Raw genomic sequence first — 22,756 nt, 5'->3', positions numbered from 1 at the left:
GTGGCTCATGTGCGGTAGCCGATCCGCTCGAAACGCGCCGAGCAGCCTTCCCCCGCCAGATCCTGCACCCAGAACCCGACGAAGGCGCCGGTGAAGCCGAAGGCCCGCACGTGCCCGTCGACGAACTCGTCGGCGTGCTCGTCCGACAGGATCGTCGCGTCCAGGTCGGGCCCGTGGTTGAAGCGCACCACCGGCCCGTCGAACTCCACGCGCAGCTCGACCTCGGCTCCCGCGGGCCCGAGGACGCGCTCGGTGCGGGTCCCCTGGTCACTGGTGGTCAGCACCAGGCCGTCGGCGGTCACGGCCAGGTAGTGCCAGTTGCGCGAGTTGTAGTAGGCGACGATGCCCGCCGCCTGATGGACGCTGTCCGGCTCGAACCGCATGACCGTTTCCAGGGAGCACTTCTGGGCCGTGACCCGGCGGGCGACCAGGCTGGGGCTGCGCAGGCCGTACGGGGACTGACCGCCCTGGACGGTGAGCCCGGCCTCGTCGGCGGTCAGCCAGTCGGGCGTGGCGGGCCGCCGCAGCGTGCTCCAGTGCGGCCCGAGCCCGCCGGAGGCCGGAGAGCCGGTCCAGCCCTCGACGGCCGGCCACGGGTGGGCGGGCAGCTCGGGCGCGGCCACCTCGACGGCGGGCACGCCGCCCACCACGCGCGGCCAGCCGTCCTCCCAGGTCACGCGCTGGAGCGCGGTCTCGCGCCCGAGCACGCACCTGCCGTTGTGGTACGGCCGGGCCATCAGGTGGGACAGGTACCACTCCCCCGTCTGCGTCTCCACCAGGCAGCCGTGCCCCGCCTTCTGCAGCTCCAGGCTCCGGTCGTGCCGCGAGGTGAGCATGGGTCCCGCCGGGTCCTCCTCGTACGGCCCGGACATCGAACGCGAGCGCAGCACCGTGACCCCGTGCTCGTAGCCGGTGCCGCCCTCGGCCACCATCAGGTAGTACCAGCCGTCGATCTTGTAGAGGTGCGGGCCCTCGGTGACCTTACGATTGGCCAGGATCAGCTCCGGTTTGCCGCCGTCGAGGGCCTGCAGCTCGATCCCGGCGAACCCGCGCCCCGGCCGGGAGTCGAAGACCATGTTGAGCAGCCGGCTCCGGCCGTCCTCGTGGTAGAGGGCGGCGTCGAAGCCGCGGCCCGGCAGCCGGACCGGGTCGGACCACGGCCCCTCGATCGAGGGCGCGGTGATCAGGTAATTGGCGATGTCCTTGTAGCCGAGGGCATAGTTATCCATCACTCCGTAAACCAGGTGGAACAGCCCGTCGTGATAGGTCAAATCCGGCGCCCAGATGCCCCCGGAGTCGGGCACGCCGGACAGGTCGAGCAACCTGCGGTCGGCCAGGAGGCCGCCGAGCGGGCGCCAGTTCACCAGGTCGCGGGAGTGGTGCACGCGGACGCCCGGATACCACTCGAAGGTCGAGGTGGCCAGGTAGTAGTCGTCGCCCACCCGGAGGATCGACGGGTCGGGGTCGAATCCGGGCAGGACGGGGTTGCGGATCATTCGGTCTCCACACTCTTTCCGGCAGGCAGCTCAACTTCTCGGCGCGGGCCCGGGGCACGGTGCGCCACGACAACGGCAGCTCGACGATGCCCCCTGGACAGTAGGACTTTCCTGGCGGCCCGCGCCAGCTCGGGCGCCCCGTCCGGGCGCAGGTGGCTGACGTGCCGGTGATCCTCGTACGGCTCCACCTCGGCGATCCGCTCGGCCGGCGCGTGCATCAGTCCTCCAGGAAGAGCACCACGGTGCTGAGGGGCGCAACCTCGATCGGCCTGCCTAGGCGGACGCGGCGGCCGGTCACGAGGTCACGGGCGTGGCCGGCGCCGGTGGTGTGCAGGCTGCGGGGCCGGTCTTCCGAGGTGTTCATGCCGATGAGGTAGCGGCCGTAGGAGCAGCGATAGAACTGGGCCTTCCCGACGAAGAGCTTCTCGACACCCGGGAAGTCCACCCCGAGCGCCGGGTCCGGGACGTCCGAGGGGTGCGGCCCGACCTTGAGCACCTCGCCCGCGAAGGCCTGGTGGATCTGGGGACCGGGCGGCGGGAAGCCGCCGGGCGGGATGTGGGAGGCCGCGGGGTCGTTGATGGCGAAGGAGAAGCAGACCCAGTCGGCCTCGGTCCAGGTGTCGCCGGTGGGCGTGACCTGGCACTGCTGCCTGATGGTGGCGACCCGGTGGGTGTCGGGCGTGATGTGGTGGACGCGGGCCAGGTTGTTGACGGCCTGCCGGGCGCGCCAGTAGAGGGAGGCGTAGAGGATCTCCTTGCCGTTCTTGATCGCGACGACGCCGTTCTCCTCGTCGGAGAAGACGAAGGCAGGGGCGTCCCAGTCCATGGGGAACCGCGTGCCGCTCGCGGGCAGCGCCTGGAAGGCGGGCCAGTCGCGCTGGACGAGGCGCAGGGCGTTGAGCCCGACGCGCGGCCAGGTGTTGGTGAGCAGCAGGTCGAGGTGGCCGAAGAACTGGTTGTCGGCGATCATGCGCTGGGCGTGCCCGGCGATCGAGGGGTCGGCGAGGACGGCGGCGGCCATGGCGGGGTGGCCGTCCCAGGCCAGCCGCTGGGCGTAGACGACGTCGCCGGGGTAGTGGTCGTCGCGCCAGCCGACGGCGGCCTCCATGCGCATGGTGCGGTAGCCGTCGTTGTCGACCTCGGGGTAGCGGAAGACGGCCCGCGCGTTGATCATCTTGATCAGGTGGGCCTTCAGCTCGGGGTCCTCGACGCCGTCGAAGCGGGTGACGGCCTCGTAGAGCAGGACCAGCCAGTCGGTCACCTCGCCGTAGTTGCCGACGTAGCCCAGCTCCCTGGTCAGGCCCTTCCTGGTGACCTGGTGGAAGTGCTCGCCGAGGATCTTGCTGGGCGTGCCGGAGGCGTCCTCCCGGCCCAGGAACGGCTTCATGCCGACGGACTGGTGGATGTAGTCGCGGGCCTTCTCCTCGGCAAGCGGCGCCTTATCCGGATTTATCAGCATCAGGGCGCGGTTGCAGCGGTAGATGCCGAGCGCGCAGATCATCGACTGGTTGCTGTAGTGCGGCAGGTGCTGGCGCCAGTACGAGATCGACTCGGCCAGCATCCTGGTGTACGCGTCCCGCCGTACCGGGAGATCGCCCTGGACCGGCGGGGTGGCCCCGTCCAGCGGCGTGACCTCGACGTCGTCGAACCAGGCGGTGCCGCCGCCCTCGACGCGGACGTCGAGCCGGAGCTCGACCGCGGTGGCCGGGGTGGTCAGCTCGGCGGTGATCTGCGTCCAGTCCCGGGTGCCGACCGGCGCGTAGAACTTGTTGTCGGTGCCGACGATCTTCCCGGCGGCGTCGTAGAAGAGCACGTCGAGGTAGGCGCCCGGGGCCACCACGTCCTCGGTCCTGACCCAGACGCCGTAGCGGTGCCGGCCCTGGCCGACGAGGGTGCGGTTCTGGGCGGTGTTCCAGCCCGCGGCGGCGCCGGCGGCGGCGGTGACCTTGACCGAGCGCGAGCCGCCGCGCTTGACCGTGTCGTCCCAGAGCCAGGTGGCCGTGCCGGCCCAGCGGGCGGTGTTCCAGGAGGCGGGGGCCGTGCCGCCGCGCTCGAAGCCCGGGTTGGGCGCACCCACGGGCCGCCCGCCGACCGGGCGCTCCAGCCGGTCGCCCAGGACGTCGCGGAGCAGCAGGAGCGCCAGGCCGACCTTGGCGAAGCCCTCCCACTGCTGGTCGGAGGCGGTCAGCACGGTCGGGTCGGCGAGCCACTTGGTGTAGCGGGCGTCGATGGCGGCCAGCACCTGGTCGATCGCGTCCGGAGACCGGTAGGCGGGGCTCTCGGGCCAGAAGTAGCCCTCGGCCAGCCCCTGGAAGGCCCAGGAGTCGAGCGAGGCGGGGTTGCCGTCGATCCAGCCGCGGTGCTCGCGCAGCACCCTGGCCTTGATGCCCGCCAGCACCTCGGGGCCCGGCGCGGGCCGGACGGGCGCGTCGGGCACGGGCCCCTGGATGCCGTCGCCGGGGAAGAACGGCTCGGTGTGGGTGTAGATCCGGTAGAAGGGGCGGCTGGGCTGGTCCATCGACCGGTAGAACTCGGCCGCGTTCTGCCCGTAGCCCCAGATCCGGCCCATCGACCTGATCTCCAGCGTGACCTGCTCGCGGTCGCGCGTCATCGCCTCGGGCAGCGGCAGCGTGTGGTAGTGGAAGCGGCCCGGCGAGTGGGCGTCCTGGCTGAGGATGTCCAGCGGGTCGACCGCGCCCAGGTGGTAGTGGCCGACCTGCTCACCCGCGCAGAAGAGCTGGAGCCGGGACTGGTCGGCCTCGCTCGCGGCCCGGTCGTCGCCCCACAGCTTGATCGTGACGTACGTGGTGCCGTGCGGCGCGCACCTGACGGTGAAGGAGATCGTGCCGCCCCAGACCCCGGCGGGCTCCTGCGGGCGGAGCACGCGGGCGGAGCCGCCGAGCGCCCCGGCCACCACCTCCGACCGGTCGGCGGTCACCGCATGGGCGCGCTCGGAGGCCTCGTCGCCGAAGACCACCACGTCAAGGGGGGCCTCACGGCCTCTCGTGGAGGCGGCGGCCTCGCCGTTCCATAACCACGTGGCGGCGGCCAGGGCGCCGGAGGACGCCAGCACGGTCCTCCGGCTGATGGATGACGCCATGGTCACTGACCCTTCAGGTAGGCGTCGGCCTGCTTGGCCATCTCGGCCTGGACCTTGGCCAGGCCCGCCCGCTCCAGCGCCTTCTTCAGCTTGTCCAGCCCCTGGTCGACGTCGACGGCGCCGATGAACAGCGGGTTGGCGAACTGCGTCATGGCCGCGGTGACCTGGGTGTTCTCCCGCTTGATCGGCTCCGGGTCGGGGACGAAGCTGGCGTACGGGTCGACGGTGAAGTTGTCGATGTCCTGCGCCCAGCCGAACCACTTGGCCTCGGACTCGGTCATGTCCTTGACCCGGCGCTCCAGCTTGGCCCGCCAGGCGAGCGCGAAGCCGGGGAAGGTGTAGGTGGTCAGCTGCTCGTACTTGTCCTCGCCGATGGGGTTCCAGTCCTTGCCGGGGATGCCGTAGTTGAGCAGGTCGTGGTTCTCCTTGATCGACACCCAGTCCTGCAGTTGCATGGCCTTCTCGTTGCTCTGGCCCTTGGCGTTGAGCACGACGAAGTTGTCGCTCTGGAAGGTCTGGTACGGCTTGGCGCTCTCGCCGCCCTTGAGCGGCATCACGTTCGCGATCATCGCGCCCGGCACGTTCTTGGTCAGCTCGGGCAGCGCCGTGGAGGACAGGCCGTCGGTCATGGCCCAGCCGGTGGCGACGCGGCCGGCCTTGAACTGGGAGTCCAGCGCCTTCGAGTCCAGGGTGAGGGCGTTCTTGTTGATCAGCCCGTCCTGGTAGTACTTGCGGATCTTGCGCAGCGCGTCCACCATGCCCGGGGCCTCCCACCACGGGATCGGGTTGGACGAGCCGGTCTGCTTGCCGTCGGCGGCCAGCACGAAGTTGAGCGAGTCGCCGGTGAAGGAGGCGATGCTCATGGCGGGGTTGTCCCACATGTAGGGGTTGAGCCAGCCGACCGGGTTCCACGCCACGAGCAGCTTGGGCATCCGGGAGCTGACGCCGATCGGGATGATGTCCTTGTTCTTCTGCTTGACGTCGTACCAGAACTTCTCCAGCCCGGCGAAGTCCGTGATGTCGCTCATGCCGAGCTTGTCCGCCAGGTCCTGGCGGATGCTGAAGTGATGGAAGCGGGCGACCGAGTTGATCTGGGGCAGGCCGTAGAGCTTGCCGCCCCACCGGTTCAGCTCGACGATCTTCGGGTCGATCGTGGCGGTCAGGTTGGGGTACTTGCCGCTGGACAGCAGGCTGCTCAGCTCGACGATCGAGCCGCTGGCGGCCAGCTGGGTCATGTTGAGCCAGCGCGCCTGCAGCGCGGTGTCGAACTTCTCCCCCGCGGTGAACTTGAGCAGCGCCTGCTGGCCGTAGCTGGTCCACGGGATGAACTGCGGCTTGATGGTGAAGCCCAGGTCGGCCTGGAGCTTCTTGTTGACCTCGGCCAGGACGCCGTCCCAGCCGACCGGCACGTCTCCGGGGAGCAGCAGGCTCAGCGCGAGCGCGCCGGAGGTCTGGGCGCCGCCGGTGCCCTGCGGCTTCTGGGAGTCGTCCGAGCAGGCGGCGAGGAGGGCGGCGAGGGACAGGCCGCCGCCGGTGGCCAGCAGCCGGCGCCGCGAGATGATGGAGTGGGACACGGTAACTCCTGAGGTGGGGGGAGCGGACTCAGCCCTTGGTGGCACCGAGGGTGATGCCCTTGACGAAGTAGCGCTGGGCGAAGGGGTAGGCGAGCAGGATCGGGCCGATGGCGACGGTGGTGAGAGCCAGCCGGAGCTGGTAGACGGGGGTGGCCGCCTCCGCCAGCTGCGGCAGCATCTGCGTGAAGGAGATGTTGGAGATGAGGTTCTGCAGCACGAGCGGCAGCGGGAACTTGTGCACGTCGTCGATGAACAGCAGCGCCATGAACCAGTCGTTCCAGTAGTGCACGGCGTAGAAGAGGCCGACGACGGCGAGGATCGGCTTGGACAGCGGGATCGCGATCGTGAAGAAGATGCGCAGCTCGCCCGCACCGTCGATCTTGGCCGACTCGAAGATCGACTCCGGCAGCTGGCGGAAGGCGCTGACCTGGACGAAGACCAGGAACGGCATGACCAGCAGCGGCAGGATCACCGAGAAGTAGCTGTTCTGCAGCTTCAGATACTGCGTGACCAGCAGATACAGGGGCACCAGGCCGCCGGAGAACAACATCGGCAGGTAGGCGAAGACCGTCAGCGGCCGGCTGATGCCGGGCAGCCGGCGGGCGATCACCCAGCTCAGCCCCGAGGTCACCGCCAGGGACAGGGCCGTGCCCACGACCGTGATGAAGACGCTGGCGAAGTAGGCGTCCAGCACCGCCGGACCCGTGAAGATCATCTTGTACGCGGTGAGGTCGAAGGCGGCGGGGAACAGGCTGTACCCCGTCGTGGCCAGCTGGGACTCGCTGGTGAGGGACCCCGAGATGATCATCCAGAACGGGATCGCGCAGGCCACCACGGCCAAGGAGACGCCGACGATGCTGACGATCGTGAACGGTTCCAGCTTCTTCTTGCCGCTCATAGGATGCTGGTCTCCTTCGAGTACTTGCGCTGGATCAGCACCGCGATCACCACGAGGACGAAACCCACCACCGACTGGAACAGGCCGATCGCGGCGGTGGTGCCGAAGTCGCCGAGCTGGCGCAGGGCGCGGAAGACGTAGGTGTCGATGACGTCCGTGCTGTCGAACAGGGTGCCGTTGTCCCCGACGATCGCGTAGATGGTGCCGAAGTCGCCGTAGAAGATCCGGCCGACGCCCAGCACCAGCAGGACCGCCGCGGTGGGCTTCAGCAGCGGAAGCGTGATGCGCCAGGCCATCTGGGCCCGCGAGGCCCCGTCGATCATCCCGGCCTCGTAGACCTCCTCGGGGATGCCGGTGATCGCGGCCAGGAAGATGACGCTCAGATAGCCGCCGAGCTGCCAGATCTTCACCACGGTGAGGATCCACGGCCACGGTCCCGGCTCCGTGTACCAGTCGACCGCGGGGAAGCCGAGGCCACCGAGCGCGTCGTTGACCGCCCCGCCGCCGCCGGAGGCCCCGGCCAGCAGCACCTGCAGGATGATGCTGATCACGACCGGGGAGACGAAGTAGGGGAAGAAGACGACGGACTGGGAGACCCGCTTGAAGAAGGTGCTGCGGATCTCGTTCAGCATGATCGCCAGGATCATCCCGGCGGCCAGCGTCGCGACCAGGAACAGGATGTTGAGGAAAAGGGTGTTGAACAGGATCCTCGCCGCGTCCCCCGACTCCAGGAAGTAGGTGAAGTTGTCCAGCCCGTTCCACGGGCTGCCGAAGATCCCCAGGTTCACGTCGAACTGCTTGAACGCCACCACCAGGCCGGACATCGGCAGGTAGCTGAAGACCACGAAGAACACGACGGCCGGCAGTGCGAGCAGCCCGATCGTCCAGTTCACGCGGGCCGCCCTGCGTCGGACGCGGCGCCCGCCCGGCGGCCCGGAAGGCGGTCTCGTCTGAGGCTCTTGCCTCGTCTGTAGCGTGCTCATCACCGAAGTCCCGTCTCAGGCGGCAGCAGGTGGCGGTTGATAGAAACCGGTCGCTGCGAACGCTACGTCCGAGCGACCAACACGTTCAAGGCTGCGTTACAGAGACGTTACACATCAACGTCGGCGAACCGGGAAATCCAGGTAGGACGCTCTTTCGAGATCGATCAAGGATTGACCGTTGACCATGCGAGGCCGCGCTCCTACTTTAGAAACCGGTCTCTATCGAATGGAGGGCTTCCCCCGTGTCCCCACGCCCGAAGGCGTTGTTCGCCATGCGCGAGGAACATCTCGCCCTGCTCTTCCCCGCGCCCCTGCTGCGACGGCTGGACACGCTGGCCGACATCGACGTCGCCCTGGTCGCCGAGCGGTTCGACGATCCACGCCTGGCGCTGGCCGACGTCGAGATCCTCATCACCGGCTGGGGCTGCCCGCCGATCGACGAGGCGCTGCTGGCCGCCGCCCCGCGCCTGCGCGCCGTCCTGCACGCCGCCGGCTCGGTCAAGGGCATGATCAGCCCCGCCTGGTGGGACCGCGGCCTGCTGGTCTCCTCGGCCGCGGAGGCCAACGCCGTGCCGGTGGCCGAGTACACCGTCGGCGCGATCCTGCTGGCCGGCAAGGGGGTCTTCGCCCTCAACGAGCGCTACCGGCGCGAACGCTCCTTCACCCTGGCCAAGATCGAGCCCCGGATCGGCAACAACGGCCGCACGGTCGGCATCGTGGGCGCCTCCCGCATCGGCCGCAAGGTGCTCGAACTGCTGGCGCCGTACGACCTGGACCTGTGCCTGTACGACCCCTACACCCGCGTTCCCGGCGTACGGCAGGAGTCGCTGGAGGAGCTGCTGCGCCGCAGCGACATCGTCAGCCTGCACGCTCCCGCCACCCCCGAGACCGCGCACATGCTCGACCGGGCGCGGCTGGCGCTGATGCCGGACGGCGCGATGCTGATCAACACCGCCCGCGGGTCGCTGGTCGACACCGACGCGCTGATCGCCGAGCTGAAGTCCGGACGGCTGTCGGCGATCCTCGACGTCACCGAGCCCGAGCCGCTGCAGCCCGACTCGCCCCTGTTCGACCTGCCCAACGCCTTCCTCACCCCGCACATCGCCGGTTCGCACGGCAACGAGCTGTCCCGGATGGGCGGCGTGGCCCTGGACGAGCTGGAACGGCTCCTCGCCGGGCTGCCGCTGGCGCACCGGGTGACGCCCGACGACCTGGACAGGGTGGCGTGATGGAGCCGTCCGTGACCTGGCACGACCTCGTCTTCGAGCTGGTCGCCGGCGCTCCGCCGCGGCTGCTGGCGATCGGCCCGTTCAAGGGCGACGGCCGTTCGGCGCTGCCGGTGACGCAGATCGAGGTGACCGGCAGGGGCCGGAGCGGCACGGCGGGCAAGCGGCACGTGGACGGGCTGAGGCTGCGTCACGAGAGCCACCTCGCCGAGGAGGACCGCCTGACGATCCGCTCCGGCGGCGACGGCGTCCGCGTGACGACCGTCTTCCAGGCGATCGATCAGGTCATCCGCTGCTGGTCGACGGTGACCGCGACGGAGGAGCTGGTCCTGGAGCACGTGTCGAGCTTCGCGTTCGCCGGGCTGCCCTGGGACCTGACGGTGTGGAGCGCGCGCAACCCGTGGAGCGGCGAGTTCCGCTGGTCGGGCCGGCCGCTGGAGCTGCACGACGTCGGCATGACGCGCTTCGGTCAAACCGGGACGAAGAACCGCGTCGCGTTCACCAGCACCGGCTCGTGGCCCTCCTCCGAGCACCTGCCGACCGGCCGGCTGGAGTGCGCGGGCGGCACGCTCGCCTGGCAGATCGAGCACAACGGCCCCTGGCACGCCGAGCTGGCCGACCGCTTCGACGACGTCTACCTGGCGCTGTCGGGGCCGTCCCTGCGCGAGCACGGCTGGTCGGCCCGGCTGGCGCCGGGCGAGAGCTTCACCGGCGCGACCGCCGCGTTCACCGTGGCCGACGACCCCGTCGCCGCCCTGACCGCCTACCGCCGGGCCGTCCGCCGGCCGCATCGCGACAACGCCGAGCTGCCGGTGGTGTTCAACGACTTCATGAACTGCCTGATGGGCGACCCCTCGACCGAGCGCCTGCTGCCGCTGGTCGAGGCCGCCTCCCGGGCGGGCGCGGAGTACTTCTGCATCGACGCCGGCTGGTACGACGACTCGCTGGCCGGGCCCGGCGACGGCGGCGTGCCGGGGTGGTGGGACACGGTCGGCGCGTGGGAGCCGTCGAGCGTGCGCTTCCCCGGAGGGCTCCACGAGGTCATCGACGCGATCAAGGGCCACGGCATGGTCCCGGGGCTGTGGCTGGAGCCCGAGGTCATCGGCGTACGAAGCGAGGTCGCCCTGCCCGAGGAGGCGTTCCTGCGCCGGGCCGGGACCAGGCTGGCCGAGTGGGGCCGCCACCAGCTCGACCTCAGCCACCCGGCCGCCGTCGCCCACCTCGACGCCGTCGTCGACCGGCTGGTCCGCGACCACGGCATCGGCTACTTCAAGTTCGACTACAACATCGACATCGGCCCGGCCGACCGGCTGCTCGAACACAACCGCGCCTATCTCGAGTGGGTCGAGCGCGTGCTGGACCGCCACCCCGGCCTGGTGATCGAGTCCTGCGCGGCCGGCGGCATGCGGCTGGACGGCGCCACCCTGGCCAGGCACTCCATCGCCTCGCTCACCGACCAGCAGGACGAGCTGCTGCTGCCCGCCATCGCCGCCGCCGCGCCCGCCGCGGTGCCGCCGGAGCAGGGCGCGATGTGGGCCTATCCCGGCGAGCGGGTCGCCTGGTCCATGGTCACCGCAATGCTCGGCCGCATCCACCTCAGCGGCCGGCTCGACCTGCTGCCCCCTGACCGGCTGGCCGAGGTCGCCGAGGCGATCGGCGTCTACAAGTCCTACCGCGGCGAGCTGGCGCACGGCCTGCCGCGCTGGCCGCTCGGGCTGCCCGGCTGGCAGGACGACCGGCTCGCCCTGGCCGTGGACTGCGGGGACGTCGCCTACCTCGCCGTGTGGCGCAGGGGCGGGCCGTCCGCGACGATCGAGCTGCCCTGGCCCTCCGGTTACCGCGTGGCTCCGCTCTTCCCGGCCGCGGCCGAGGCCGGCTGGGAGGCGGGCACGCTGCGCGTGGTGTTGCCCGAGCCGTACTCCGCGGCACTGCTCCGTCTGGTGAAAGGTGCGCCTTGCCCCGAAAGATGACGCCGCCGCGGAAGGCCATGGAGGAGGCGGCGGTGCCGAGGGGCGTTCCCGTGGACGACCCCGAGCGGGCCACCATCCGCGACGTCGCCGCCCGGGCCGGGGTCTCGGCGTCCACCGTCTCCCGGGTGCTCAAGGGGGACTACCCGGTCGCGCAGTCCACCCGCGCCCGCGTGCTGCGGGCCATGCGCGAGCTCGACTACGTCCTCAACGTGCACGCCCGCGCCCTGTCCGGGGCCGGCACCAAGATGGTCGCGTTCGTGCTCGACGACGTCACCGGCCCCTCCTTCGCCTACGTCGCCAAGGGCGTCGAGCAGCAGGCCACCGAGGAGGGCCGGCTGTGCCTGGTGTGCGCCACGAACGGCGACCCGGCGCGCGAGCTGGCGGTCGTCGAGGCCATGCGCGAGCAGCGCGCCGACGCGGTGATCCTGGTCGGCGGCGGCTCGGCCGACGACGCCTACCGCGCGCGCATGTCCCACTTCGCGCACGCCCTGGACAAGGCGGGCTCCCGGCTCGTGCTGTGCGGGCGCCCGCCGCTCGGCGACGACGTGCCGACCACCGTGGTCGAGTACGACAACGAGGCCGGCGCGTACGCCATGACCAGCCACCTGCTCTCGCGCGGCCACCGCCGGATCGTCTATCTCGGCGCCGCCACCGCCGACGACCAGAGCACCACCAAGATCGACCGCGTGGCCGGCTTCCGCCGCGCGCACGAGGACTTCGGCGTCCCCTGCGATCCGGGCCTCGTCCTGCCCGGCGACTTCTCCCGCGGCTCCGGTTACGACGCCACCAGGCGGCTGCTGGCCGCCGGGACCGGGTTCACCGCGATCTTCGCGGGCACCGACATGGTCGCCGCCGGCGTGCTGGCCGCGCTGCGCGAGGCGGGGCTGCGCGTGCCCGAGGACGTGTCGGTCGCCGGCTACGACGACATCCCGCTCGCCGCCGACCTCGTCCCCGGGCTCACCACGGTGCACATCCCCACCGAGGAGCTGGGCCGCACCGCCGTGCGGCTGGCCCTGGACCTCGGCCAGCCGCAGCACGTCATCCTGGGCACGCACATCGTGGTCCGCGGCTCGGTGGGCGACAGGATCGTCAGTTGAAGGGGTTGTCGTAGGTGAACCAGTCCTTCTTCCAGGTGGCCTGGTTCTGGCCGTTGAAATTGACGCCCTCCACCTCGACCGTGACGTTCCTGACGGTGCTGCCGACGTAGTCCGTGGCGCCGTACAACTGGGCCGGATATCTGCACTCGGGGATCGTCGTGTCGCCCCAGTTCAGGCTGTACGAGGCGCGGAGGGTCGCACGGTCGTTGATCTTTACGTACCCGCCGGCGGCGCTGTAGCTCGACTCGCGGCACAGGTAGAACTGGTACGTGTACGTCGTGCTGTCGTTGAACTCGATCCAGCCGTAGATGCCAGCCAGCTTCTGGCTGCTGTCACCGCGTACTTCCAGGAAAATCGGGACCCGGGTGGCGGCGGAGGCCGAGTGGGCCGGCACGACCGTCACGGCGACGGCGGCCAGCAGTGCGAGCACGGCGGTCAGGAGCCTTCCCGTGCGGCGTCGCAGGATGTCGGATAACAATTCCCGCCCCCTTCTGTCTGACGTGGCGTGGCCTCACCCTGCGCTGGCGGCCGTCGGACCGTCCACTAGAGGATTCGTCGGGCCGGAATCGGGCAGGCGTTAAGGCGGCCGGACGCCCCGCTGATAAAGGGGCGGGTCTCTCCTTTCACCGGCGGTTATGGGGCGGCCGCGGCGCACCGCGCGCCGATTCCCCTCCGTGAAAGTTTCACCGCCGCCTGGGCGAAAGCCCGGGCGGGAGGCTCGGGCGGGAAACCCGCACGGAAGGCCCGGGGAAGCCCGGGCGGAAGGCCCGGCGAGGGCGGCGGGGCGGCGTCAGGGCTTCCTGCCGACTCCGCAGAATCCGTCCACTTCCGGGACGTCGTCGATGTCGGGGCGCCACCGCGTGGTGGAGACGATGCCGGGGGGCAGAACCTCCAGCCCGTCGAAGAAGTGCCCGATCTGCTCGGGTGTGCGGATGGTCAGCTTCGGGGTGCCGTGCTCGTTCCAGTGGCGCACCTCCTCGCGCTTCGCCTTCGGGTTGAAGTACGCGGTGATGTGCACGATCGCGAGGTGGCTGCCGGAGGGGACGGCGTCGAGCAGGCGTTTGACGATCCCGTACGCCTCGGCGTCGTCGCCGACGAAGTGCACGATCCCCAGCAGCATGATCGCGATCGGCTGGGTGAAGTCCAGCGTGTCCGCGGCCGCTCTCAGGATGGCGCCGGGGTCGTGGAGGTCGGCCTGGATGTAGTTGGTCCTGCCCTCCGGCGTGCCCACGAGCAGGGCCTTGGCGTGCGCGAGGACGACGGGGTCGTTGTCGACGTAGACCACGCGGGTCTCCGGGGCCAGACCTTGGGCGATCTCGTGCGTGTTGCCGGCCGTGGGCAGCCCGGTGCCGATGTCCAGGAACTGCCGTACCCCCGCCTCGGCCACCAGATGGCGCACGGAGCGGCGGAGGAAGTCGCGGTCGGCGCGGGCCGTCAGGGCGATGTCGGGATTTATCCGGCTCAACCGGTCGCCGACCTCTCGGTCCACCGCGTAATGGTCCTTGCCGCCCAGCCAGTAGTTCCAGACCCGCGCCGAGTGGGCCACGGTCGTGTCGATCTCCGGCGGCCACCGGTTCGTCGTCGAGTTGTCTGTCGTCATTCAGAGGTCTCCAGGCTTGAGCATGGGTTCGCCGGCGGCGACGTACCCGCGGGATGATCATACCCATTTGCCACGGAAGTCGTCATTAGCGCACTTCTCCCGAATCCAAATCTCACACGACTGGACAAACCACCCACCGAGGGTGTTTCACCCGGATACGCTCCGTTGAAATGTCGAGCGTCCGACAAATCATGGTAAGTTCCGGAAAAATATTCTTCGTTCGTGCAGAACCAGAAATATCGGATCAGCGCTTGACATGGTTTCTGCTGCGAATATTCAATCGCCGCCCCATCGGAAGGATGGCACCATGCGCGTGCGCCGGACACGGCATGCGGGACGTAAAACGACCGGGACCGCAGCCATGATCGGGCTGCTCCTCCTCCTCGGGGCGTGCACCGGCACGCAGCAGCCGCCCCAGCAGAAACCGGCGGCGGCGGGGGACGCGAACGATCCGACCGACCTGCGCGGCGTCTGCCCGGCCACCATCGTGGTGCAGACCCAATGGACGCCGCACATCACCGTCGAAGGCGGGATGTACCACCTCCTGGGCGCCAACCCCACCGTCGACGCCGCCAAGAAGCGGGTGAGCGCGCCGCTGGTGGTCCGGGGCAAGGACACGGGGGTCAAGCTGGAGTTGCGGGCGGGCGGGCCGGCGATCGGCTTCACCCAGCCGTCGGCGCAGCTGTACGCCGACACCGACATCACCCTCGGTGTCCTGGGCGGCATGGACGAGGGCATCCAGATGTCGGCCACCCAGCCGACCCTCGCGGTCATGGCCCTGATGGAGATCCACCCGCAGATCATCCTGTGGGACCCGGCCACCTACCCCGCCTTCAACACCATCAAGGACATCGGCCGGACGGACGCGAAAGTGCTCTACTTCGGCGGCAACACCTACATGGAGTACCTGGTGGGGGCGGGGCTGCTCAAGCGCAGCCAGGTGGACGGTTCGTACGACGGCTCCCCGTCGCATTTCGTCGCCGCCGGCGGCAAGGCCGCGGTGGCCGGCTACGCCAACGCCGAGCCCTACATCTACGAGAAGGACGTGCCGCAGTGGCGTAAACCGGTGAAGTACCAGCTCGTGTACGACGCCGGCTACCCGAACTACGGCCCCCCGCTGGTGATCCGTCCGGCTGACCGGCAGAAGCTCACGCCGTGCCTGCGCAAGCTCGTCCCCATCCTCCAGCAGGCACAGGTCGACGTGCTGGCGCAGCCGGGCCCCACGATCGATCTCACCCTGCGGCTCAACCAGGACTACAAGGTCGCCACGCAGTACACCAAGCCGAGCTCGGAGTTCTCGGTCGAGCAGATGAAGGCTCTCAAGCTGGCCGGCAACGGCCCCGACACCACCGTCGGCAACTTCGACACCGCCCGCGTCCAGCGGCTGATCGACATCACCAGGCCGATCTTCGCCGGGCAGAACAAGCCGGTGAAGGACGGTCTGAGTCCCGCCGACGTGGTCACCAACGACTTCATCGACCCGAAGATCGGCTACAGCGCCGGCTGAACGATCGGCGTGTTGCCCGTGTCCAGTCCGATGTGGTCTAGTGTCCGGGTGCTCGGTCAGGCCGCCACCTCCGCGCTGTCGTTCTCCGCCGCGGGCAAGCGTTACGAGGACGGCACGCGGGCGCTGGACAAGGTCGATCTGACCGTCGCCCCCGGCCAGTTCGTCGCGGTGGTCGGCCCCTCCGGGTGCGGCAAGAGCACTCTCCTGCGCCTGGCCGCGGGGCTGACCGAGGCCACGGAGGGCTCGGTGCGCCGGGAGACCGCCTCCGTGGGCTATGTCTTTCAAGATCATGCGCTGCTGCCGTGGCGCACCGTCCGCGCCAACGTGGAGCTGTTCGGCGAGCTGCGCGGGCTGTCCAGGGCGGAGCGGCGGCGGCGCGCGGACGAGGCGATCGACCTGGTGGGGCTGGCCGATTTCGCGCACCACCGGCCGCGCACCCTGTCGGGCGGGATGCGGATGAGGGCGTCGCTGGCCCGCGCGCTCGCCGTTCAGCCCGATCTGCTCCTGCTCGACGAGCCGTTCGGCACCCTGGACGAGATCACGCGGGAGCGGCTGCAGTCGGAGCTGCTGCGGCTGTTCGGCTTACGCCGCTTCGCCGCCGTGTTCGTCACCCACTCCGTCGGCGAGGCCGTCTTCCTCGCCACGAAGATCATCGTGCTGTCCGAACGGCCGGGTCGGATCGTCGGCACCTGCGACGTGCCCTTCCCCTATCCTCGCCCACCCGAGCTGCGCTTCGACCCCGACTTCGCGCGCATCGCCGCCCAGGTGTCGGCCTGGCTGCGGGGAGCTACCGCATGACCACCACCGTGACCACATGAGCACCGCTCCGAGGTGGCTGCGGTGGGTGCCGCCGCTCGCCGTCCTCGCCCTCGTGATCGCCCTGTGGTACGCCGTCACGTACGTGCTGCTGACCCCCGACCGGCGCTTCCTGCTTCCCCCGCCGGACGCCGTCGTGCGGGTGGGGCTCCTCGACCCCGGCAACCGCGCCGAGCTGTTCGCCGGCCTGGTGCTGTCCGCCCAGGTCGCGCTGCTCGGCCTGGCGATCGCGGCGGCGATCGGCATCGTGTGCGCGATCGCCATGGCCCAGGCGAGCTGGCTGGAGCGGTCGCTGCACCCGTACCTCGTGATCCTGCAGACGATTCCGATCCTGGCGCTGGTGCCGCTGTTCGGGTTCTGGTTCGGGTTCGGGTTCCTCACCCGCGTCCTGGTCTGCGCGCTGATCGCACTGTTCCCGATCGTGACCAACACGCTGTTCGGGCTGCGTTCGGTGGACGAGGCCCACCACGACCTGTTCACGCTGGCGCGGGCCGGATGGGCGGCCCGGCTGTGGAAGCTCCAGCTGCCCGCGGCGCTGCCCCACATCCTCACGGGCCTGCGCATCTCCGCCGGCCTGTCGGTCATCGGCGCGGTGGTCGGGGACTTCTTCTTCCGGCAGGGCGATCCGGGCATCGGAACGCTCATCGACCTGTACCGGGCGCGGCTGCAGTCCGAGCAGCTGTTCGCGGCGGTCGGCCTGGCCTCGCTGCTCGGACTCGGCGTCTTCCTCGGCTTCGGCGCCCTGGCGCGCCGGGCCACGTCCTGGCACACGGCCGCCCGGGACGTGGCTCACTAGCCCGGGACGGACGTGGCCCGCCAGCCCGGCCGGCCCGCTCAGAGCCGGTCGAGCAAGCCTCAGAGCCGGTCGAGCATGCTCTGGAGCAGGGCCGGGGTGGCCTCCTTGGGAGCGGCCTGAATGGTCAGGGTGTTCATCACCTTGCTGTAGTCGTCGATGTCGGTGGGCTTGTCCAGGTACATCGCGCTGGTGAGATGCTCCAGGTAGACCACGTCGGGCAGGTCCGGGGCGTCGAAGCGTAAGAGCGTGAACGGGCCGCCCATCGCCGCGTGCCCGCCGATGTCGAACGGCACGACCTGCAGGGTGACGTTCGGCAGCGCGCAGACCGTGAGCAGGTGCTCCAGCTGGGCACGCTGGACGTCGCGGCCGCCGACCGGCCGGGTCAGCACCGCCTCATCCATGATCGCCCACAGGGTGGGCGCCTCGCTGTCGGTGAGCAGGTCCTGACGGCGCATCCGCATCGCCACCCGGCGACCGAGATCGTCGGGGTCCACGCCGCCGTGCCGCGTGGCGATGACGGCCCGCGCGTACGGCTCGCACTGCAGCAGGCCGTGCACGAACTGCACCTCGTAGCTGCGGATCGTGCGCGCCGCCTGCTCCAGCCCGAGGTAGGGCTCGAACCAGCCGGGGAGCACGTCGCTGTATTGGTGCCACCACCCCGGAGCGCTGGCCTGGCGGGCCAGCTCCAGCACCTTCTCCCGCTCGCCGGGGGCGGTGATGCCGTACAAGGTGAGCAGGTCGGCCACGTCACGCTGCTTGAAAGGGCTGCGGCCCAGCTCCATCCGGCTGATCTTGGAGTGGCTGGCGCGGATGGTGTCCGCGGCCTGCTCGCCGCTGATGCCCTTGGCCTCGCGCAGCCGGCGCAGCTGCGTCCCCACCATGATCCGCAACGCGGTCGGCCCGCTCCGGGCACCACGTACGACCTGGGAGGGGACGGCGTCTCCGTCAGGCTCTGCAATGATCATCATTGATCCTTTTGCCGGGCGAGGCACTCGTTCTTCCCTACGTTACCTACTGTTTCATGACGTTCCAGATGATGCGTCCATATTCGGACCGATGACCAGGTCATCGAACTCGCCGTCTTTGGCGCCGAGTATCAGCGCCCTGACCTCGGCCTTGGTGTAGACGAGGACCGGCCCGTCAGGGTAGCGGGAGTTGCGCACCGCGATCCGGCCGCCCGGTAACTCGGCGAGCTCCACGCAACTACCGTCCGCATTACTCCGCTGACTCTTACGCCACTTCACCCCAGACACCACAGAAGCCGACATGCCATTGTAAATGGGACCTTCCATACCTTTCTCCTTTTCAACTCGTGTGACGAAACTGCAAGTGCATATGCACTTTCTTCAAAATGCATGTGCAGATGTACTTGCAGCGGGGAATGCCGGTTGGAAAGGATAAGCCTCCGCAAGCACCACGATCTACCCCCTTCATGGAGATCTTGATGCAGCGTCCTCGGCACCGCCGCTCGCGCGGCGGACCCGCCCAGACCCCGCAGCAGAACGCCGACACCCCGGCCCCCATATCAGCGGCCGCCGCCATGTCGGCGGCGGTCGATCGTGACCTGAACGCCCTGCGCGCGCAGTGGCCGGGCTGGGTCATCACCTGGGGGGCATGGCGGCAGACCTACACCGCCTTCGAGTGCCGCGACCCGTTCCACTGCACCGTCCTCGAGGCCCGCAGCCCCGACCAGCTCCAGGCCGCCATGGCACGGGCGGAGCTCGAGCTGAACGCCCGCCGGCCCCGGCCCGCCGAGCCGCCCTGACGCGGGTCCGGCCTTGAGGGCCTTCCGATCGGCCCGGATGTGCGCTAGAAAGAGGCCGGAATGGTAAATGCTACAGAATCCTGACGCAGATGCCGTCACATGTAGGAGATCAGATGCGTTTCTCGGTCGACAAGGACGTCATGGTGCCGATGCGCGACGGGGTCACCCTCGCCACCGACCTCTGGATCCCCGAGGGGCCGCCCGCGCCGGCGCTGCTGGTGCGTCTCCCCTACGGCAAGGACGGCCTGCCGGGTCTCTCCGGTTCTCCCCTCACCCCCAACCTGCTCGCCCTGCTCGAAGCCGGATACGCGGTCGTCTGGCAGGACACGCGCGGCAGGTTCCGCTCGAACGGCGAGTTCACCCCCCACGTCGACGACCCGCACGACGGCGCCGACACCATCGCCTGGCTGCTGGAGCAGCCCTGGTGCGACGGCAACATCGGCACCTACGGCGGCTCCTACCTCGGCTTCGTGCAGTGGGCCGGCGCGGCGCAGACCCCGGCCGGGCTCAAGGCGATCGCCCCGACGGTGACCAGCACGGACTACTACCACGCGCCCTGGTACTCGGCGGGCGGCGCGCTCTCGTGGCACGCGGCCTGGACCTGGACCACGATGATGACGCTCACGGCGGCGCAGACCGCGCTCGCCGCCGGGGCCGGCGACCCGGGGGTTCTCCTGGAGGCGGCCGGGATGGCGGCCGACCCGCAGCCGCACCTGGCCACGCTGCCGATCCTCGACCAGCCGCTGCTCGCCAAGCAGTCGCCCTGGTGGGCCGAGTGGCTGCGGCACCCCGACCGGGACCGGCTCTGGCAGGACCTCTCCGTCGCCGAGCGGTTCGACCGGGTGACCGTGCCCGCGCTGAACGTGGGCGGCTGGTTCGACCTGTTCGTCGACAGCACCGCCCGCACCTTCACCCGCATGCGCGCCGAGGGCGGCAGCGCCGAGGCCCGCGACGGCCAGCGGCTGATCATCGGCCCCTGGGACCACCTGTCGCAGGACGGCGTGTACCACGACCGGCGGTTCGGGATGAGCGCCGGCGGCATGGCGGCCGACCTGACCGGGGCGCACATCCGGTTCTTCGACCGGTGGCTGCGCGGCCGTGCCGACGCGCTGGACGGCACCGCGCCCGTGCGGATCTTCGTCATGGGCATCGACCGGTGGCGCGACGAGCAGGACTGGCCGCTGCCCGACACCCGCTACACCGACTACTACCTCGACGGCGCCGGCCGGGCCAACACCGCCGACGGCGACGGCGTCCTCGGCACCGAGCCGCCCGCGGCGGAGGCGGCCGACACCTACACCTACGACCCGGCCCGGCCGGTGCCCACCCTCGGCGGCCGGGTCATGCTGCCCGCCGCCGTCAACGGGGTAGGACCGGTCGACCAGCGCCCGGTCGAGACCCGCGACGACGTGCTGTGCTTCACCACCCCCGCGCTGGAGGAGCCGGTCGAGGTCACCGGGCACGTCTCGCTCGTCCTCCACGTCACCTCGTCGGCGCGCGACACCGACTTCACCGGCAAGCTCGTGGACGTCTTCCCCGACGGGCGGGCGATCTACCTCACCGACGGCATCCTGCGCGCCCGCTACCGCGACTCCCTGGCCACGCCGCGACCGCTCACCCCCGGCCAGGTCCACGAGGTCACGCTGGACCTGTCGGTGACCTCCAACGTGTTCCTGCCGGGCCACCGGATCCGCCTTGAGGTCTCCTCCAGCAACTTCCCCCGCTACGACCGCAACACCAACACCGGTGCCACCATCGCCGAGGACACCGCCGACGAGGTCGTCGTCGCGACCAACAGCGTGCTCCACGGCCCCGGGCACCCGAGCCGCCTTATCCTGCCCGTGATCAGCCGCTGAGCAATGACGACGACGGGAGAGGGCGCAGTGCCTCCGCTGAACGACACGGTGAAGATCGAGGACGGGCCCGACCGGGTGCTGGTCCGGCTGGACCGGCCGCAGGTGCGCAACGCGATCGACGCGGCCATGGTGGCGGACCTGCACGAGGTCTGCGCCGAGCTGGAGCGTCGGCCTCGCATCCTCGTGCTCACCGGCTCCGACGGGATCTTCGCCGCCGGCGCGGACATCCGCGAGCTGCGCGAGCGCCGCCGCGAGGACGCGCTGGCGGGCATCAACAGCGGCCTGTTCGACCGGATCGCCCGGCTGCCGATGCCCACGATCGCCGCCGTCGACGGTCCCGCCCTGGGCGGCGGCGCCGAGCTGGCGTACGCCTGCGACTTCCGCGTCGCCACCCCTCGGGCCCGCTTCGGCAACCCGGAGGCGGGGCTCGGCATCATGGCCGCCGCCGGGGCCTGCTGGCGGCTGCGCGAGCTGGTCGGCGAGCCGCTCGCCAAGGAGATCCTGCTCGCCGGGAGGGTGCTCGCGGCCGAGGAGGCGCTGGCCGTCAGGCTGGTGAACGAGCTCGTGCCGCAGGACGAGCTGCCTGCCGCGGCGGACCGGCTGGCCGCCCGGATCGCGAAGAACGCGCCACTCGCGCTGCGCCTGACCAAGCTCGCCCTGGCCGCCCCGCCCGGCGCGCACCCGCGCTTCGACGACGTGGCGCAGGCCGTGCTGTTCGAGACGGAGGAGAAGCACGAGCGCATGACCGCGTTCCTGGAGCGCCGCCGCTGACGTGGGCCGGGCGGGCACGCCGAGCGCCAGGTGGCCGGGCGGCACCTCCAGCCCCTCGGGCACGGTCGCCGAGGGCGTAGACGGGCACGGGTCACTCCCCCGTTCGCAGGCCGGCGTACACCTTCGTCGCGTTCCCGGCGAGCACGGCCCTGGCGACCTCGTCGGGCAGGAGCCCCGCGACGGCTCGGGCGTTGGCGGCGGTCCCGGGGACGCCGGGCCAGTCGGTGCCGAAGATCCATCTTCGGCCCAGGCGGGCGAGGTCGTACTTGGCGTAGTACTCGGGCAGCCGCTTGGGCGGCAGGCCGGACAGCTCCAGCCACACGGTGTCGTTGGACAGCGCGAGGAAGGCGGCGGCGTCGTACCACCAGCCGCGCCCGCCGTGCGCGAGCACGACGTGGAGGCCGGGGAAGTCGCGCACGACCGGGATGAGGAAGCCCGGGTCGGCGTTCTCGTTGGCCGCGCCGGGGAAGGAGCTGGTGCCGCAGTGGACGACGAGCGGGACGCCGCGCTCCTCCAGCACCTGGTACGCCGGGTAGAGGGCGGCGTCGTCGCAGCGGAACCCGCCGTGCACGGGATGCAGCTTGAGCGCGGCGGCGCCGAGGTCGAGCTGGCGGCACACCTCGGCGGCGAGGGGGAAGTGCAGGTGGGGGTTGACGTTGGCGACCGGCCGGAAGCGGGCGGGGTTGTGCTCGACGATCGGCAGCAGGTCCTCGAACGCCTGCGTGCCGGTCGCCTTGGGGCTGTACTCGCAGAACAGCAGCGCGACGTCCACGCCCTGGGCGGCGAAGAGCTCGTCCAGGCGGGCCGGGCGCGGCCTGCCCGCGGAGTCCCAGACGTCCTCCAGCACGCCGTGCTCGCCGAAGTCGCGGGCCCAGCGCAGCCAGGCGGGCTTGAGGGTGCCGAGCACCGGCACGTGGACGTGCGCGTCGATGAGGGGGATGCCGTCGATCATGTTCCCTACCTGCCCGCGACCATGGGGGTGTCCACCCCGATCCGGCCCGTTCCGCCGGAACCGCCGGGCGCGCCGAGCGGTGCCTCGCGCCCCCGCAGCACCTCGACGAAGAAGCGGCGGTTGTCCTCGACGAACTCGGCGTGCTCGTCGGCGACCCGCCGGTCCTGGCTGATGGCCTCGACGGGGCAGACGGGTTCGCAGGCGCCGCAGTCGATGCACTCCTTGGGGTTGATGTAGAGCTTGCGGTCCCCTTCGTAGATGCAGTCGACCGGGCACTCCTCGACGCACGACTTGTCCATGACGTCGATGCAGGGTGCGGCGATGACGTACGGCATGGTGAATCTCCTGG

The 22,756-nt window shown here is 70.4% G+C and carries 21 protein-coding genes; 9 read left to right on the top strand and 12 right to left on the bottom strand.

Annotated features, from left to right (window positions below):
• Window positions 1-5: 5 nt before the first annotated feature.
• The 6 genes from ABZS69_RS08690 to ABZS69_RS08665 are packed head-to-tail and all read right to left on the bottom strand — an operon-like array spanning window position 6 to window position 7,961.
• The gene (locus ABZS69_RS08690) at window positions 6-1,496 is read right to left on the bottom strand and encodes a glycoside hydrolase family 43 protein (protein WP_355368710.1); all 1,491 of its coding nucleotides are present in this window, start codon (window positions 1,494-1,496) and stop codon (window positions 6-8) included.
• Window positions 1,493-1,714, bottom strand: a complete 222-nt coding sequence (locus ABZS69_RS08685; RefSeq protein ID WP_355368708.1) for a hypothetical protein — start codon at window positions 1,712-1,714, stop codon at window positions 1,493-1,495. Before ABZS69_RS08685 ends, ABZS69_RS08690 begins: the two co-directional genes overlap by 4 nt.
• Window positions 1,714-4,596, bottom strand: a complete 2,883-nt coding sequence (locus ABZS69_RS08680) for a hypothetical protein (RefSeq protein WP_355368706.1) — start codon at window positions 4,594-4,596, stop codon at window positions 1,714-1,716. Before ABZS69_RS08680 ends, ABZS69_RS08685 begins: the two co-directional genes overlap by 1 nt.
• A 2-nt stretch (window positions 4,597-4,598) precedes the next feature.
• Window positions 4,599-6,170, bottom strand: a complete 1,572-nt coding sequence (locus ABZS69_RS08675; protein WP_355368704.1) for a DUF3502 domain-containing protein — start codon at window positions 6,168-6,170, stop codon at window positions 4,599-4,601.
• 28 nt (window positions 6,171-6,198) lie between these two features.
• Window positions 6,199-7,068, bottom strand: a complete 870-nt coding sequence (locus tag ABZS69_RS08670) for a carbohydrate ABC transporter permease (protein WP_355368702.1) — start codon at window positions 7,066-7,068, stop codon at window positions 6,199-6,201.
• Window positions 7,065-7,961, bottom strand: coding sequence for an ABC transporter permease subunit (locus tag ABZS69_RS08665; protein ID WP_355368700.1), 897 nt, complete (start codon window positions 7,959-7,961; stop codon window positions 7,065-7,067). The genes ABZS69_RS08670 and ABZS69_RS08665 overlap by 4 nt, the downstream gene beginning before the upstream one ends.
• Window positions 7,962-8,293: 332 nt before the next feature.
• On the opposite strand from ABZS69_RS08665, the gene ABZS69_RS08660 reads away from it, so the two are divergent.
• From ABZS69_RS08660 to ABZS69_RS08650, 3 genes are read left to right on the top strand one after another with little or no spacing between them, the layout of a single operon-like run.
• Window positions 8,294-9,280, top strand: coding sequence for a hydroxyacid dehydrogenase (locus tag ABZS69_RS08660; protein WP_355368698.1), 987 nt, complete (start codon window positions 8,294-8,296; stop codon window positions 9,278-9,280).
• An 11-nt stretch (window positions 9,281-9,291) separates the two neighbouring features.
• Entirely contained in the window at window positions 9,292-11,247 is a 1,956-nt protein-coding gene (locus ABZS69_RS08655; RefSeq protein WP_355368696.1) for a glycoside hydrolase family 36 protein, read from the top strand.
• Window positions 11,232-12,344, top strand: a complete 1,113-nt coding sequence (locus ABZS69_RS08650; protein WP_355368694.1) for a LacI family DNA-binding transcriptional regulator — start codon at window positions 11,232-11,234, stop codon at window positions 12,342-12,344. Before ABZS69_RS08655 ends, ABZS69_RS08650 begins: the two co-directional genes overlap by 16 nt.
• Here the strand turns inward: ABZS69_RS08650 and ABZS69_RS08645 are convergent.
• Together ABZS69_RS08645 and ABZS69_RS08640 are read right to left on the bottom strand one after the other, a co-directional pair.
• Window positions 12,337-12,822 (bottom strand): hypothetical protein, encoded by a 486-nt coding sequence (locus ABZS69_RS08645; protein WP_355368692.1) that lies wholly within the window; start codon window positions 12,820-12,822, stop codon window positions 12,337-12,339. The two genes, ABZS69_RS08650 and ABZS69_RS08645, sit on opposite strands and share 8 nt — an antisense overlap.
• A gap of 312 nt (window positions 12,823-13,134) precedes the next feature.
• A complete protein-coding gene (locus tag ABZS69_RS08640) occupies window positions 13,135-13,944 on the bottom strand; it encodes an SAM-dependent methyltransferase (protein WP_355368690.1) in 810 nt (269 codons plus the stop codon).
• A gap of 361 nt (window positions 13,945-14,305) precedes the next feature.
• Between ABZS69_RS08640 and ABZS69_RS08635 the strand changes: the two genes are divergently transcribed.
• The 3 genes from ABZS69_RS08635 to ABZS69_RS08625 are packed head-to-tail and all read left to right on the top strand — an operon-like array spanning window position 14,306 to window position 17,063.
• On the top strand, window positions 14,306-15,451 hold the full coding sequence (locus tag ABZS69_RS08635) for a nitrate ABC transporter substrate-binding protein (protein ID WP_355368688.1): 1,146 nt from the start codon (window positions 14,306-14,308) through the stop codon (window positions 15,449-15,451).
• 48 nt (window positions 15,452-15,499) lie between these two features.
• Window positions 15,500-16,249, top strand: coding sequence for an ABC transporter ATP-binding protein (locus ABZS69_RS08630; RefSeq protein WP_355368686.1), 750 nt, complete (start codon window positions 15,500-15,502; stop codon window positions 16,247-16,249).
• Between the two features lie 16 nt (window positions 16,250-16,265).
• Window positions 16,266-17,063 carry an ABC transporter permease subunit gene (locus ABZS69_RS08625; RefSeq protein WP_355368684.1) on the top strand — a complete coding sequence of 266 codons (798 nt, stop codon included), beginning with the start codon at window positions 16,266-16,268 and terminating at the stop codon, window positions 17,061-17,063.
• 59 nt (window positions 17,064-17,122) lie between these two features.
• On the opposite strand, the gene ABZS69_RS08620 is transcribed toward ABZS69_RS08625, so the two are convergent.
• Together ABZS69_RS08620 and ABZS69_RS08615 are read right to left on the bottom strand one after the other, a co-directional pair.
• Window positions 17,123-18,028 (bottom strand): helix-turn-helix transcriptional regulator, encoded by a 906-nt coding sequence (locus ABZS69_RS08620; protein ID WP_355369121.1) that lies wholly within the window; start codon window positions 18,026-18,028, stop codon window positions 17,123-17,125.
• 54 nt (window positions 18,029-18,082) lie between these two features.
• Complete coding sequence (locus ABZS69_RS08615; RefSeq protein WP_355368682.1) at window positions 18,083-18,355, bottom strand: DUF397 domain-containing protein; 273 nt, start codon at window positions 18,353-18,355, stop codon at window positions 18,083-18,085.
• A 152-nt stretch (window positions 18,356-18,507) separates the two neighbouring features.
• On the opposite strand from ABZS69_RS08615, the gene ABZS69_RS08610 reads away from it, so the two are divergent.
• The 3 genes from ABZS69_RS08610 to ABZS69_RS08600 all read left to right on the top strand — a co-directional run bounded on the left by ABZS69_RS08610 (window position 18,508) and on the right by ABZS69_RS08600 (window position 21,455).
• Complete coding sequence (locus ABZS69_RS08610; RefSeq protein ID WP_355368680.1) at window positions 18,508-18,828, top strand: hypothetical protein; 321 nt, start codon at window positions 18,508-18,510, stop codon at window positions 18,826-18,828.
• A gap of 113 nt (window positions 18,829-18,941) precedes the next feature.
• Window positions 18,942-20,684, top strand: coding sequence for a CocE/NonD family hydrolase (locus ABZS69_RS08605; protein WP_355368678.1), 1,743 nt, complete (start codon window positions 18,942-18,944; stop codon window positions 20,682-20,684).
• A 27-nt stretch (window positions 20,685-20,711) separates the two neighbouring features.
• Window positions 20,712-21,455 carry an enoyl-CoA hydratase/isomerase family protein gene (locus tag ABZS69_RS08600; RefSeq protein WP_355368676.1) on the top strand — a complete coding sequence of 248 codons (744 nt, stop codon included), beginning with the start codon at window positions 20,712-20,714 and terminating at the stop codon, window positions 21,453-21,455.
• Between the two features lie 91 nt (window positions 21,456-21,546).
• Here the strand turns inward: ABZS69_RS08600 and ABZS69_RS08595 are convergent, their stop codons facing one another.
• Together ABZS69_RS08595 and fdxA are read right to left on the bottom strand one after the other, a co-directional pair.
• Complete coding sequence (locus ABZS69_RS08595) at window positions 21,547-22,407, bottom strand: amidohydrolase family protein (protein ID WP_355368674.1); 861 nt, start codon at window positions 22,405-22,407, stop codon at window positions 21,547-21,549.
• 5 nt (window positions 22,408-22,412) lie between these two features.
• Window positions 22,413-22,742, bottom strand: a complete 330-nt coding sequence (fdxA, locus tag ABZS69_RS08590; protein WP_355368672.1) for a ferredoxin — start codon at window positions 22,740-22,742, stop codon at window positions 22,413-22,415.
• Between the last annotated feature and the right edge of the window lie 14 nt (window positions 22,743-22,756).

This window comes from Nonomuraea sp. NPDC005650 (assembly GCF_040605375.1).
In the GTDB taxonomy this organism is placed as follows: Bacteria; Actinomycetota; Actinomycetes; order Streptosporangiales; family Streptosporangiaceae; genus Nonomuraea.
This window is presented reverse-complemented; position numbering and strand designations above follow the sequence as displayed.

Coding starts and splice junctions, on each gene's coding strand:
- ABZS69_RS08690 (WP_355368710.1), bottom strand. CDS start 1,496: ATGATCCGCAACCCCGTCCTGCCCGGATTCGACCCCGACCCGTCGATC.
- ABZS69_RS08685 (WP_355368708.1), bottom strand. CDS start 1,714: ATGCACGCGCCGGCCGAGCGGATCGCCGAGGTGGAGCCGTACGAGGAT.
- ABZS69_RS08680 (WP_355368706.1), bottom strand. CDS start 4,596: ATGGCGTCATCCATCAGCCGGAGGACCGTGCTGGCGTCCTCCGGCGCC.
- ABZS69_RS08670 (WP_355368702.1), bottom strand. CDS start 7,068: ATGAGCGGCAAGAAGAAGCTGGAACCGTTCACGATCGTCAGCATCGTC.
- ABZS69_RS08640 (WP_355368690.1), bottom strand. CDS start 13,944: ATGACGACAGACAACTCGACGACGAACCGGTGGCCGCCGGAGATCGAC.
- ABZS69_RS08635 (WP_355368688.1), top strand. CDS start 14,306: ATGATCGGGCTGCTCCTCCTCCTCGGGGCGTGCACCGGCACGCAGCAG.
- ABZS69_RS08625 (WP_355368684.1), top strand. CDS start 16,266: ATGAGCACCGCTCCGAGGTGGCTGCGGTGGGTGCCGCCGCTCGCCGTC.
- ABZS69_RS08620 (WP_355369121.1), bottom strand. CDS start 18,028: ATGATCATTGCAGAGCCTGACGGAGACGCCGTCCCCTCCCAGGTCGTA.
- ABZS69_RS08615 (WP_355368682.1), bottom strand. CDS start 18,355: ATGGAAGGTCCCATTTACAATGGCATGTCGGCTTCTGTGGTGTCTGGG.
- ABZS69_RS08610 (WP_355368680.1), top strand. CDS start 18,508: ATGCAGCGTCCTCGGCACCGCCGCTCGCGCGGCGGACCCGCCCAGACC.
- ABZS69_RS08605 (WP_355368678.1), top strand. CDS start 18,942: ATGCGTTTCTCGGTCGACAAGGACGTCATGGTGCCGATGCGCGACGGG.
- ABZS69_RS08595 (WP_355368674.1), bottom strand. CDS start 22,407: ATGATCGACGGCATCCCCCTCATCGACGCGCACGTCCACGTGCCGGTG.
- fdxA (WP_355368672.1), bottom strand. CDS start 22,742: ATGCCGTACGTCATCGCCGCACCCTGCATCGACGTCATGGACAAGTCG.